Consider the following 12,570-nt stretch of genomic DNA (forward strand, 5'->3'; position numbering starts at 1 on the left):
TCTCCGGCCGCTACTTCCACCGCGACACCACCCTGTGGGCGTCATGGACGATCACCGGGCCGCGGCATCGGGTCTTCTTCGGCGGCGACACCGGATACACGCCCGCGTTCGCCGGGATCGGGGCACGGTTCGGTCCGTTCGACCTGACGCTGCTGCCGATCGGGGCCTACAACGACGCGTGGCACGCCATCCACATGGATCCCGAGGAGGCGATGCGCGCGCACGGCGATCTCGGTGGGCGGGTGCTGGTGCCGATCCACTGGGCGACGTTCAACCTGGCGTTCCACCGGTGGGCCGAGCCCGTGCAGCGGCTGCTGGCCGCCGCCGGGCGGACCGGCGCGCAGGTCGTCGTCCCCCGGCCGGGCGAGCGGATCGACGTGCTGGACCTGCCCGCGCTGGTCGACTGGTGGACGGCGGTCGGCTCCGCGGCACCCGACTCCCACGCAGACGCCGGGGTGGGCAGCTCCGTGCTGGCCCGGACGATGACGCGGCTGCTGTCCCTGCTCCCGGGCTGATCCTCAGCGCAAGAGCTTGGACATCCGCCGGTCGGCCAGCGGCTTGCCACCGGTCTGACAGGTCGGGCAGTACTGCAGCGAGGTGTCGGCGAAGCTGACCTCGCGCACGGTGTCGCCGCAGACCGGGCAGGGCAGGCCGGTGCGGGCGTGCACCATCAGCCCGGAGCGCTTCTCGCCCTTCATCGTCGCGGCCTTCTGCCCGCGCTGCCGGTCCAGGGCGTCGGTCAGCGTGGCCCGCACCGCGTCGAAGAGACGGACCAGTTCGTCGTCCTTGAGCTTGTCGGCGCCCTTGAACGGCGAGAGCCGCGCGGCGTGCAGGATCTCGTCGGAGTAGGCGTTGCCGATCCCGGAGATCAGCGTCTGATCGGTGAGCGCCCCCTTGAGCTGCCCAGAACGGCTCTTCAGGATCGCCGCGAACTGCTCGCGGTCGACCTCGAGGGCGTCCGGTCCCAGACGGGCGATCCCGGGCACCTCGGACGGCGACCGGACGACGTAGATGGCCAGCCCCTTGCGGGTGCCCTGCTCGGTGAGGTCGAAGCCGTTGCCGTCGTCGAGGTGGACACGCAGGGCGAGCGGCCCCTTGCCCGGCTTCGGCGGAGCGGGAGGCAGACCGGTGCGCCAGTGCAGCCAGCCGGCGCGCGCCAGGTGGACGACGAGGTGCAGGCCGGAGACGTCGAGGTCGAGGAACTTGCCGTGCCGGCTCGCGCCGGTGATCTCGAGGCCGCCGAGCGCGCTCAGCGGCGGGTCGAAGGTCTTGATCGCCTGGACGGCGGCGAGGTCGGCGCGCGCCAGCACGTGGCCGACGGCGTTCTCGCGCAGGAACGCGGCCAGCGCCTCCACCTCGGGCAACTCGGGCACCCGACGATCATCCCCGTTTCCCGCGCGCTGCGCCGTCCCCGATCAGGGGACTCTCGGCGCCGAGAGCCCCCCTGGGCCCGCTCCTGGGGTGTTGTCCGTGCTTTCGGGCTTCTGCAGGACCCCCCAGCCCGAGGAACGCCCCAGGAGTGCCCGGTGTCAGGCCTTGGTGGTCTCGATGCCGCTGACCTCGACGGTCGCCCCGGGCTCGTGGCGGGCCTGGTCGGCGACCGCGGCGGCCACCGCGGTGGTGACGGCGGAGTCGAAGACGCTGGGGATGATGAAGTTCGCGTTCAGCTGGTCGTCCTTGACGACGGCGGCCAGCGCGTCCGCCGCCGCGAGCAGCATCCCGTCGCTGATCTCGGTGGCCCGGGCGTCGAGCAGCCCCCGGAAGACGCCGGGGAACGCCAGCACGTTGTTGATCTGGTTGGGCAGGTCCGAGCGGCCCGAAGCCACGATCGCCGCGTGCTGCCGGGCCCGCACCGGGTCGACCTCGGGCGTCGGGTTGGCCATCGGGAACACGACGGCGTCCGACGCCATGCGGGCCAGGTCCTCCACGGCGAGCACGTTGCCCGCGCTCACCCCGATGAAGACGTCCGCGCCGTCGAGCGCGTCGGGGAGCTCGCCCCGCAGGCCGGCGGGGTTGGTCCGCTCCGCGAGGTCACGCTTCGCCGGGCCCAGCCGGTCGTCGTCGGGGGACAGGATGCCCTCGCGGTCCCACACGAGCACCTGGCCCGCCCCCGCCTTGAGCAGCAGGTGGACGATCGCCGTCCCGGCCGCGCCGCCCCCGGCCACCACGATCTTCACGTCGGCGAGCTGCTTGTCGACCACGCGCAGTGCGTTCTTCAGCGCGGCCAGGGCGACGATCGCCGTCCCGTGCTGGTCATCGTGGAAGACCGGGATGTCGAGCTTGTCGCGCAGCCGCTTCTCGATCTCGAAGCAGCGCGGAGCGGCGATGTCCTCGAGGTTGATGCCGCCGAAGCCGGGGGCGATGAGTTCCACGGTGCGCACGATCTCGTCGACGTCCTGCGTGTCCAGGCAGATCGGCCAGGCGTCGATGTCGGCGAAGCGCTTGAACAGCGCCGCCTTGCCCTCCATGACCGGCATCGCCGCACCCGGGCCGATGTCACCGAGGCCGAGGACGGCGGAGCCGTCGGTGACGACGGCGACCGTGTTGCCCTTGATCGTGAGCCGGCGGACGTCCTCGGGGTGGTCTGCCAGCGCGAGGCAGACCCGCGCGACGCCGGGCGTATAGGCCATCGACAGGTCGTCGCGGGTCTTCAGCGGCACCTTGGAGGCGACCTCGAGCTTGCCGCCGAGGTGCAGGAGGAACGTGCGGTCGCTGACCTTGCGCACTTTCACCCCCGGGACGGCGCGCAGCGCGGCGACCATCTCCTCGGAGTGCGCGGCGTCGGCCGCGGAGCAGGTGACGTCGATGGTGAGCCCGTCGGGGCGGCTGTCCACCACATCGATCGCGGTGACGGCGCCACCGGCGGTGCCCACGGCGGTGGCGATGCGGCCGATGCTGGCCGGGTCGCCGTCGGAGGTGAGCCGAACGGTGATCGAGTACGACGCGGAGGTCACCGGCCCCCGGGGGACGGCGGTGGGGACGGGCTCGGCGGCGCCGGCGGCGGGCGCGGTTTCGGTGCTCATGGCGGCGTCCATCGTCTCACCGGTGGGTGGCACCCGACCGAACCCGGTCAGGTGGAGGGGCGTGAGATACGCCCCTCGGCCTTCGCCTTGAGGCCGGCACAGAACTGGCGGAAGGACGGGTTGAGGTCCGGCGTGCTCCGGCCGAGCAGCCCGGCGAGCGGGCCGGAGTGGACCTCGCGGACGGTGAGCACCGTGCCGCCGTCCTCCTGCGCGTCGAGGGAGTAGGTGCGCTCGATGACGGCGAGACCGCCCGGCAGCCCGCCGCGCCAGCGCATCGCCTCGCGGGGACGGATCTCGGTGACGGTCGCCGAGAAGGGCCGGTTGCGGATCATGGTCGCGTAGACGGTGATCGGCTCCCCGAGGGTGATCCGGCCCTCCACCCGGTCGACACCGGAGTTCCAGTCCCGCCAGCTGCCGACGTCGGTGAGCAGGGCCCACACGTCGTCAGGGCTCGCCTCGATCCTGGCCACGGCCTCGAAGGTCCTCACGACTCCGGAGTCTGCTCCGCTCCGGGGACGACGGCCAGACGTCAGCGGTACGACTCAGCCGCGCAGCCGGGGCGGGCGGACGTCGAGGTCCGCCGTCCCGGCCGCGGCCTCCGCGGCCAGCGCCCGCGCCCACGTCCCGAGCCCGGGCACGTCGATGCCGTGCGGAGGCGCCTCGGCGTAGGGCGCGATGGTGCCGGCGCCGCGTTCGAGCAGGGTCGCCGCTCCGCGGCTGTTGCCCCGTGCGGCGTGCGTGAGCCCCACGGCGAGCTGCGCCAGCCCGCGCCACAGCTGCCGCTCCTGGTCGGGCGCTGACTTCCACGCGTCCTCGAGCACCTCGTGGGCGTGGAAGGGCCGGCGGGCGTCCAGCAGCTCCTGCGCCTCGCTGAGTGCCCGACCCGGCTCGCGGACGATCCCCTCGGGCGCCCGCTCCTCGCCGACCGTGCCGTAGGGCAGCGGCCGGCCCAGCGCGTCCCGGGGGCGGGCGCTGCGGGCCCGGCCCTCGGCGTCGCGGTCGCGGTCGGAAGCCATCCGGGCATCTTCTCCTGAACCTCGATCGAGCGCGGTCCCGGTTTGCCCGGACGCTGCGGTCGTGCACGATGGAGTCGAGGACGGCCGAACGTGGGCCGCCCCCGCACCGACCCGCGGTCGATCCTCGACCGGTCCGGACCTGGAGGGGGTGGCCCCATGGCCGCGAGCACCGGAACGCTGACCTGCGGATCCGAGCACGTCCTCGACCTCGACCAAGCCGTCGAGCACGTCACCCGCGATGCGCTGCGGCCGGGCACCGTCGGCCGGATCGGCCTCGAACTGGAAGCCCACCTGGTCGACCTCGACAGCCCTCGGAGCCGGGTGCCGTGGCCGCGGGTGCAGGCCGCCGTCGACGGTGTGGGGGCGTGGCCCGGCGGCAGCCGCCTCACCGTCGAACCGGGGGGGCAGCTGGAGCTGTCCGGCCCACCGGCCCCGGACGTCGGTGCCGCGGTGACCGCGCTCCGCTCCGACCGCGCCGCGCTGACCACCGCGCTCGCTCACGAACGGCTCGGCACAGCTCTCCTCGGCGCCGACCCGTTACGCCCACCGTGTCGCGTCAGCCCGGTACCGCGCTACGCCGCCATGGAGAGCCACTTCTCGGCCGTGGGCTGCGCTGCCGCCGGCCTGGCCATGATGACCTCGACGGCCGCACTGCAGGTCAACCTTGACGCCGGGCCGCCCGCCGGCTGGCGCGATCGCGTCACCCTCGCGCACCGGCTCGGTCCCGTGCTCGTCGCGGTCTCGGCCTGCTCCCCCCTGCTGGCCGGCCGCGACACCGGCTGGCGTTCGACCCGTCAGCAGGTATGGGGAGACCTCGACCAGAGCCGCTGCGGCCCGCTGCTCGGCCGACACGACCCGGCCGCCGAGTGGGCCACCTACGCGCTCGCCGCACCGGTCATGCTGTTCCGCGGGTCCACCGACGGCACGGAGGCGGTCCGTAACCGGGTCTCCTTCGCCGAGTGGGTGACCGGTGCGGTGCCCCTGGGCGGGCGGCGACCGACCGCGGCCGATCTGGATGCCCACCTGACGACGCTGTTCCCGCCGGTCCGGCTGCGCGGCTACCTCGAGATCCGGTATCTGGACGCCGCGCCCGAGCCGTGGTGGCCGGCGCTGGCCGCGGTGACCGCGGCGCTGCTCGACGACCCCGCCGCCGCCGATCGAGCCTGGACGGCCACGGCTCCGGTGACCGGCGCCTGGAACCGTGCGGCCCGGCTGGGCCTGACGGACGACGCGCTGCGGGTCGCCGCCCTCGACTGCCTGTCCGCCGCCGGACCCGCCGTCCCGCCGGAGCTGCAGGCGGAGGTCGAGGCCCTGACCGCCCTCGTCCGGAACGGCTGCAGCCCCGGGGACGCCTTGCGGACCGAGGTCGGCAACGATCCGGCCGCCTTCCTCGAAGCCACCATCGCCGGGACGGAGACCGACAGATGACCGATCACCGCGAACGCCTCGCCGCCGATCTGACGGCCGCCCGCGACCGCACCCTGCTGCTCACCGACCACGACGACCCCGAGCTGCTGCACCAGCACACCCCGCTGCTCAGTCCGCTGGTCTGGGATCTCGCCCACATCGGCCAGCAGGAGGACCTGTGGCTCCTGCGCGGCGGCGATGCCGGCCGACCCGGCCTTCTGCCGCCGGACGTCGAGTCCCTGTACGACGCGTTCACCCAGCCGCGTGCGGTGCGCGCCCGCCTGCCGCTGCTGCCCCCGGTGGAGGCTCGCGCCTTCGGCCGCGAGGTGCGCGGCCGGGTGCTGGACCGGCTGGAGACGCTGGGCGTGGCCGACGACGGCGATCCGTTCGACTTCGCCATGGTGGTCAGCCACGAGCAGCAGCACGACGAGACCATGCTGCAGGCGCTCAACCTCAGGGTCGGCCCGCCGCTGCTGGGCCCGGGCACGGTCCTGCCGCCCGGGAGATCCGGCCTGGCCGGCACGTCGGTCCTGGTGCCGGGCGGCGAGTTCGTGGTCGGCGTCGACGCCGCCGACGAGCCGTTCTCCCTGGACAACGAGCGGCCCGCCCACGCCGTGGACGTCCCGGCGTTCCGCATCGGCCGGGTGCCGGTCACCAACGACGAGTACGCCCAGTTCGTCGCCGACGGCGGGTACGGCTCGCCGCGCTGGTGGTCCCCGCGCGGCTGGCAGCACCGGCTGGACGCCGACCTGGAGCGGCCCCAATTCTGGGCGGCCGACGGCACCCGCACCCGTTTCGGGATCGCGGAGGCGCTGCCGCCGGACGAACCGGTCCAGCACGTCACATTCTTCGAGGCCGAGGCCTACGCCGCCTGGGCCGGCGCCCGACTTCCCAACGAGGTCGAGTGGGAGAAGGCGGCGACGTGGGACCCGGTGACCGGACGCCGGCGCCGCTTTCCCTGGGGATCGGCGGAACCGACCGACGCGCTGGCCAACCTGGGCGGCGGCGCACTGCGGCCCGCGCCGGTGGGCGCCTATCCGGCCGGGGCGTCGGCGTACGGCGTCGAACAGCTGATGGGTGAGGTGTGGGAATGGACGTCCTCGCCGTTCCAGCCGTGGCCGGGGTTCCTGCCGATGCTCTACGCCGACTACTCCGCCCCCTTCTTCGGCGGGGACTACCGGGTCCTCCGCGGCGGGTCGTGGGCGGTGGCAGCGACGATCGTCCGCCCCAGTTTCCGCAACTGGGACCACCCATACCGCCGCCAGATCTTCAGCGGCGTCCGCCTGGCGTGGGACGTCTGATCCGTGTGCCGTCACCTCGCGTGGCTGGGGCGACCGCGGTCGGTCGCCGACCTCGTGCTGCAACCGCCGTCCTCGCTCCTGGTGCAGTCCTATGCCCCCCGCCGACAGCGGTACGGCACCGTCAACGCCGACGGCTGGGGCGTGGGTTTCTACGCCGAGGGGCGCGACGAGCCCGTCCGGTGGCGCTCCGCGCGGCCGCTGTGGGCGGACCCATCGTTCGCCTCGGTGGCACCGGTGCTGCGGTCGGGTTGCGTGCTGGCCGCCGTCCGCTCGGCCACCGTCGGCATGCCTCTGGAGGAGAGCGCCGTCGCTCCCTTCACCGACGGCCGGGTGCTGCTCTCCCACAACGGCCGGGTGGACCGTGCCGCCTTGCCCCCGGTCCGGGACGCGGAATCGACGGTCGACAGCGCCCTCCTGGCCGCGCTGGTCTTCGACCGCGGGCTGTCGGCCATCGCTGACGTCGTCCGGGAGGTCGCCGCCGGCGATCCCGGTGCCCGGCTGAACCTGCTGGTGGCCGATGGCCACCGGCTGCTGGCCACGACCTGGGGCGACACGCTGTCGGTCCTGGTCACCGCCGAGGGAACGGCGCTGGCCAGCGAGCCCTGGGACGACGACCCGGCCTGGTCGGACATCCCCGACCACCATCTGATCGAGGTGACGCCGGACGGCGTCCTCCTGACCCCGCTGGAGCCTGCGTGACCATCTCGCTGACCAACCATCTCGCCCCGGGTGAGGCCACGGCCGCGCTGCGAGCCGATGCCCTGACCGGCCTCACCGCGATGCCGAAGTCACTTCCTCCGCGGTGGTTCTACGACGAGCGGGGCAGCGTCCTGTTCGACGAGATCACCCGGTTGCCGGAGTACTACCCGACGCGCGCCGAGCGGGCGATCCTCGCGGCCCGAGCCGGGGAGATCGCGGCGGCATCCCGGGCAGAGGTGCTGGTGGAGCTCGGCAGCGGGACGTCGGAGAAGACCCGCCTGCTGCTGACCGCGCTGCGGGACGCGGGGACGCTGACCCGGTTCGTGCCGTGCGACGTCGACCCGTCGGTCCTCCGTGCGGCCGGCGAGTCGATCACCGCGGAGTACCCGGGCGTCGAGGTCGAGGCGGTGGTCGGCGACTTCACGATGCACCTCGGCGAACTGCCGCGTGCCGGCCGGCGCATGGTGGCCTTCCTCGGATCGACGATCGGCAACCTGGAGCCACAGCTGCGAGCGGCCTTCCTCGCCGAGGTGGCCGCCACGCTGGAGCCCGGCGACTCGTTCCTGCTCGGCACCGACCTGGTCAAGGACGCCGGCCGGCTCGTGCGTGCGTACGACGACTCGGCTGGCGTCACCGCCGAGTTCAACCGCAATGTGCTGTCCGTGCTCAACCGGGAGCTCGGCGCCCGGTTCGACCCGTCGTCCTTCGAGCACGTGGCGGTGTGGGACCCCAGCGAGGAGTGGATCGAGATGCGCCTCCGGTCCCGGGTCGAGCAGACCGTCCATGTCGCCGGGCTCGGCCTCGACGTTCCGTTCGCCGCTGGGGAGGAGATGCGCACCGAGGTATCGGCGAAGTTCCGCCAGGAGCGGGTGGAGGAAGAGCTCGCCGCCGCAGGGCTGACATCGACGCACTGGTGGACCGACCCCGCTGGCGACTTCGGGGTTTCCCTCTCGGTCCCTCAGTAGGCGCGGGCCCGGGGGAAGTTCGGGCTGATCGCATCCATTCTCGTCCGGCCGACCGAAGGAGGACTGCAGGCACCTCCGCCAGGAAGGACGCTCGTGTGAGCAGGGTCGGCTCGTTTCTCCGCACCGTCGTCCATCCTGCAGCCGAGTTCGGGGCCTCCCTCCAGGGCGACCGGGTCATCGGTGCCCTACCCGTGTCGTGAGCGAGTTGCTCGCCATCCGTCCCGCCCGCATGGGTAGCGTTCGGGCCGTGGTGACGGATCCGGGGAAGGCGCAGCACGGCGCCCCGGAACCGGACGACCGGGAGGTCGGCCGGCGCTTCGCCGCGGGCGACGAGCAGGCGCTCGCCCTGGCCTACGAGCGGTGGGCCGGCCAGATCCACGGCATGGCGATCCGGGCGTTCGGCCCGGGGCCGGATGCCGAGGACGTCACCCAGCAGACCTTCGTCTCCGCCTGGACCGGCCGTGCGGGCTACCGGCCCGACAAGGGGCCGCTGCCGGGCTGGTTGGTGGGCGTGGCGCGGCACAAGATCGCCGACACGTGGGCGAAGCGCGACCGGCAGCGCCGCGAGACGGAGGCGGCGATGTCGGAGGCGCAGGCCGCGCCGGCGGACCGCGTCACCTCCGGCATCGACACGCAGGTCGCCGACCGCGTCCTGGTGCTCGAGGAACTGGACCTCCTGGGCCAGCCGCAGCGCGGCATCATCGAGCTGGCGTTCTTCGAGGACCTCACGCACGCCCAGATCGCCGCCCGCACCGGGATCCCGTTGGGGACCGTCAAATCCCATATCCGCCGCACGCTCGAACGCCTGAGGACGAGATTGGAGGTGGACGGTGCAGCACTGCACGCCTGAGCAGTTGGCGCTCGCCGCGCTCCGCGAGCCCCTGCCGGCCGACGACGCCGCCCACCTCGCCGGGTGCGAGCAGTGCCGGGCGGAGGTCGCGTCCCTCCAGCGGGCCGTCGACGCCGTCGCCGTCCCGAAGCTGGCCGCCCCCGGCCCGCCGGTGGCCCCGCCGCCGGGCGTCTGGGACGCCATCGCCGCCGTGACCGGTGTCTCGGCGACGCCGCGGGTGGACGCCGTCCCGGCACCGGTCTCCGTGGTCGAGGAGCCGCAGGACGCCGAGGTGCTGCCGTTCACGTCGCGCCGGCGTCGTGTGCTCCTCGTGGCCGCCGCAGTCGTGACCGGGGCCGTGGTCGGTGCCGGGGCGATCGCGGTGGTGCAGAACCAGGAGGACGGCGAACCCGTGACCGCCGTCGCCCTCGCCCCCCTGGCAGAGAACGACGCGTCCGGCCGCGCCGAGGTGATCGAGCAGGCCGACGGTTCCCGGGTGGTCGAGGTCGACCTCGACGCGCCCGAACTGGACGACGGCTACTACGAGATCTGGCTGATCGACCGCGACGTCGTCGGCATGGTGCCGCTCGGCGTCGTCCGGCCCGGAACCCAGACCGTCGAGCTGCCCGCCGGCCTGGACCTGGAGCAGTTCCCGCTGGTCGACGTCTCCGTGGAGCCGCTCGACGGCGACCCGACCCACTCGGGCGTCTCGGTCGCCCGCGGTGAGCTGGACGCCTGAGTGACGCGCACACCTGGCCTGCTCCCGTGAGCTTGCTGCACGAGGATCTCGCCGCCTCCTGGCGGAAGGCGCGGCCGCGGCCGGCCGGCCGGCACCTGGACAGCGCGGCCTGCAGCCGGCAGAGCCACCGGACGCTCGAGGCCACGGCGCACCACGCCCGGCACGAGGCGGAACTCGGTGGGTACGTGGCCGAGGCAACGGCGGACGACCTGCTCCAGCAGGGCCGGTCGGTGATCGGTGGGCTGGCCGGGATGGCAGCCGCCGACGTCGCGTTCGTCGAGTCGGCGCAGGCCGCGCTGGTCGCCCTGCTCACCGGCTGGCGGCTGCCCGCCGGCTCGCGCGTCGCCTGCCTGCCCGGGGAGTACGCGCCGAACATCGCCCAGCTGCGCGCGTACGGGCTGCGGCCGGAGCCGCTGCCGGTCGACGGGCTGGGCCGGGCCGACGTCGACGGCGTGGCGCGTCTGCTCGCGGCCGATCCGCCGTCCTTCGTGCACCTCACGCACGTGCCCAGCCACCGGGGGGTGCTGCAGCCGGGCGCCGAGGTCGCGGCGCTCTGCCGGGCCGCGGGCGTACCCCTGGTGCTGGACGCCGCGCAGTCGCTGGGGCATGCCGACGTCGATCTCGGCGCGGACGTCGTCTACGGCACCTCGCGCAAGTGGCTGGCCGGTCCCCGCGGCGTCGGGGTGCTGTGCGTGCGGCCGCCGCTGGCCGCCCAGCTGACGCCCGTGCTGCCCGAGCCGGAGGGCGTCCCACCGATGCGCGCCTTCGAGTCCGGCGAGGCGCACGTCGCCGGCCGGGTGGGCCTCGTCGTGGCGGTCGGCGAGCACCTCGCCGGAGGCCCCGACCGCGTCCGGCAACGGCTGGCGTCCATCGGGCGCACCACGCGCGAGCTGCTGCACGGCGTCGGCGGCTGGCAGGTCGTCGAGCCGGTCGACGAGCCGACGGCGACGACGACGCTGCGACCACCGGACGGGGTCGACGTCGTCAGCGTCCGCAGCCAGCTGCTGACCGAGCACGGCGTCGTGGTCAGCGCGATCGGTCCGGAGCGGGCCCCCGGTGAGATGACCGGCCCGGTGCTGCGGGTGTCCCCGCACCTCGACGTCACCCTCGACGACCTCGACGCCCTCGCCGCCGCCCTGTAGGGGCCCGTAGGCAAAGGAACCTATACCTGTGTTCTGGAGCCGAACCCGCAGGTAAAGGTACCTATGCCTGGATGCGGGCGGAGATCCGGCGGTGGACGGCGAGCTGCTCGTCCAGTCCCGCGTGCACCGGGGCGCCGTCCTCGACGACCAGCCGCCCGCCGACGACGGTGTGCCGGGCCGACACCGGTCCGCAGCGCAGCCAGGCCTCGACCGGGTCCGACAGCGCGCCGGCGAACCGGACGCCGTCCAGGCCCCACACCACCAGGTCACCGCACGCGCCGACCGACAGCTCGCCGATCTCACCGGCCCGGCCGAGGCAGGCGGCGCCGCCGCGGGTGGCCATCTCCAGCGCCGTCCGAGCATCCATCGCCGCCGCCCCGTTGCGCAGCTTCCCCTGCAGCATGGCGGTGCGTGCCTCCAGCCACAGCGATGCCGAGTCCGCCGAGGCCGACCCGTCCACACCCAGCCCGACGGGCGCGCCCGCGGCCTGCAGCTCGAGCACCGGAGCGAGGCCGCTGCCGAGGATCATGTTGGACGACGGGCAGTGCGCCACCCCCACCCGCGCGGCGCCCAGCCGGTTCACCTCGTCCGACGAGGGCCAGACGACGTGCGCCAGCCAGGTCCGGTCGGTCATCCAGCCCACGTCGGCGAGGTAGTCGACCGGACGGCGGCCGAACGTGGCCAGGCAGAACGCCTCCTCGTCCCGGGTCTCGCACAGGTGCGTGTGCAGCCGGACGTCGAGCTGCTCGGCCAGCTCCGCGGTCCGGGCCATGAGGCCGGTCGAGACGCTGAACGGCGAGCAGGGCGCCAGGGCGATACGGGTCATCGCCAGCGGCGAGCGATCGTGGTGGGCGTCCACCAGTCGCCGGGAGTCGGCGAGGATCTCGTCGTCGTCCTGGACGACGGAGTCCGGCGGCAGCCCGCCGTCCTTGACCGACAGCGACATCGAGCCGCGGGTGGGGGAGAACCGGACGCCCAGGTCGCGGGCGGCGGCGATCTCGGCGGAGATCAGGTCGCCGGCACCGGCCGGGTGCACGTAGAGGTGGTCGGTCGAGGTGGTGCAACCCGACAGCGCCAGCTCCACCAGCCCGACGTAGGCGCTGACGTAGGCGGCCCCCTCGTCCAGCCGTGCCCACAGCGGGTAGAGCGTCACCAGCCAGTCGAAGAGGCCGCCGGTCAGCGCGGGCGCGAAGGCGCGGGTCAGGTTCTGGTACAGGTGGTGGTGGGTGTTGACCAGGCCAGGCGTCACCAGGCAGCCCCGCGCGTCGACGGTCCGAACGGCGTCCGGCGTCGCATCGGCCGGCCCGCCGAGCCCGCTGATCGCCCCGTCGGTGATCGCCACCCAGCCGCCGGCGATCTCGCGGCGGGTCACGTCGACGGTCGCCACGAGCTCGGCATCGGCGATCAGCAGATCGGCGCGGGCGGGAGTCTCCACGGGCGCATCCTGCC

13 protein-coding genes are annotated in these 12,570 nt (G+C 74.0%); 8 read left to right on the plus strand and 5 right to left on the minus strand.

The window, feature by feature from the left end:
- Positions 1-515: MBL fold metallo-hydrolase (locus tag FHU33_RS24045; protein ID WP_142028143.1), on the plus strand; the 515-nt coding region annotated here is incomplete at its 5' end.
- 3 nt (positions 516-518) lie between these two features.
- Here the strand turns inward: FHU33_RS24045 and FHU33_RS24050 are convergent.
- The 4 genes from FHU33_RS24050 to FHU33_RS24065 all read right to left on the minus strand — a co-directional run bounded on the left by FHU33_RS24050 (position 519) and on the right by FHU33_RS24065 (position 4,039).
- A complete protein-coding gene (locus tag FHU33_RS24050) occupies positions 519-1,373 on the minus strand; it encodes an Fpg/Nei family DNA glycosylase (protein ID WP_142028144.1) in 855 nt (284 codons plus the stop codon).
- 156 nt (positions 1,374-1,529) lie between these two features.
- A complete protein-coding gene (locus tag FHU33_RS24055) occupies positions 1,530-3,023 on the minus strand; it encodes an NAD-dependent malic enzyme (RefSeq protein WP_142028145.1) in 1,494 nt (497 codons plus the stop codon).
- Positions 3,024-3,070: 47 nt separating this feature from the next.
- Positions 3,071-3,511 carry an SRPBCC domain-containing protein gene (locus tag FHU33_RS24060; protein ID WP_170182697.1) on the minus strand — a complete coding sequence of 147 codons (441 nt, stop codon included), beginning with the start codon at positions 3,509-3,511 and terminating at the stop codon, positions 3,071-3,073.
- 54 nt (positions 3,512-3,565) lie between these two features.
- Positions 3,566-4,039, minus strand: a complete 474-nt coding sequence (locus FHU33_RS24065; protein WP_142028147.1) for a DUF309 domain-containing protein — start codon at positions 4,037-4,039, stop codon at positions 3,566-3,568.
- 156 nt (positions 4,040-4,195) lie between these two features.
- Here FHU33_RS24065 and egtA point away from each other — a divergent pair, with 156 nt between their 5' ends.
- The 7 genes from egtA to egtE all read left to right on the plus strand — a co-directional run bounded on the left by egtA (position 4,196) and on the right by egtE (position 11,121).
- On the plus strand, positions 4,196-5,467 hold the full coding sequence (egtA, locus tag FHU33_RS24070; protein WP_142028148.1) for an ergothioneine biosynthesis glutamate--cysteine ligase EgtA: 1,272 nt from the start codon (positions 4,196-4,198) through the stop codon (positions 5,465-5,467).
- Entirely contained in the window at positions 5,464-6,747 is a 1,284-nt protein-coding gene (gene egtB / locus FHU33_RS24075; protein ID WP_142028149.1) for an ergothioneine biosynthesis protein EgtB, read from the plus strand. Before egtA ends, egtB begins: the two co-directional genes overlap by 4 nt.
- A gap of 3 nt (positions 6,748-6,750) precedes the next feature.
- Positions 6,751-7,446, plus strand: coding sequence for an ergothioneine biosynthesis protein EgtC (gene egtC / locus FHU33_RS24080; RefSeq protein WP_142028150.1), 696 nt, complete (start codon positions 6,751-6,753; stop codon positions 7,444-7,446).
- Positions 7,443-8,411: an L-histidine N(alpha)-methyltransferase gene (gene egtD, locus FHU33_RS24085; RefSeq protein ID WP_142028151.1), complete on the plus strand. Its 969-nt coding sequence runs from the start codon at positions 7,443-7,445 to the stop codon at positions 8,409-8,411. The genes egtC and egtD overlap by 4 nt, the downstream gene beginning before the upstream one ends.
- Before the next feature lie 247 nt (positions 8,412-8,658).
- On the plus strand, positions 8,659-9,261 hold the full coding sequence (locus tag FHU33_RS24090; RefSeq protein ID WP_246064208.1) for an RNA polymerase sigma factor: 603 nt from the start codon (positions 8,659-8,661) through the stop codon (positions 9,259-9,261).
- A complete protein-coding gene (locus FHU33_RS24095) occupies positions 9,242-9,979 on the plus strand; it encodes an anti-sigma factor (RefSeq protein WP_142028152.1) in 738 nt (245 codons plus the stop codon). Before FHU33_RS24090 ends, FHU33_RS24095 begins: the two co-directional genes overlap by 20 nt.
- Before the next feature lie 26 nt (positions 9,980-10,005).
- Positions 10,006-11,121, plus strand: a complete 1,116-nt coding sequence (egtE, locus tag FHU33_RS24100) for an ergothioneine biosynthesis PLP-dependent enzyme EgtE (RefSeq protein ID WP_142028153.1) — start codon at positions 10,006-10,008, stop codon at positions 11,119-11,121.
- Between the two features lie 61 nt (positions 11,122-11,182).
- Here the strand turns inward: egtE and FHU33_RS24105 are convergent, their stop codons facing one another.
- Positions 11,183-12,556 (minus strand): 8-oxoguanine deaminase, encoded by a 1,374-nt coding sequence (locus FHU33_RS24105; RefSeq protein ID WP_142028154.1) that lies wholly within the window; start codon positions 12,554-12,556, stop codon positions 11,183-11,185.
- Positions 12,557-12,570: the final 14 nt, after the last annotated feature.

This window comes from Blastococcus colisei (assembly GCF_006717095.1).
Taxonomy (GTDB): domain Bacteria; phylum Actinomycetota; class Actinomycetes; order Mycobacteriales; family Geodermatophilaceae; genus Blastococcus_B; species Blastococcus_B colisei.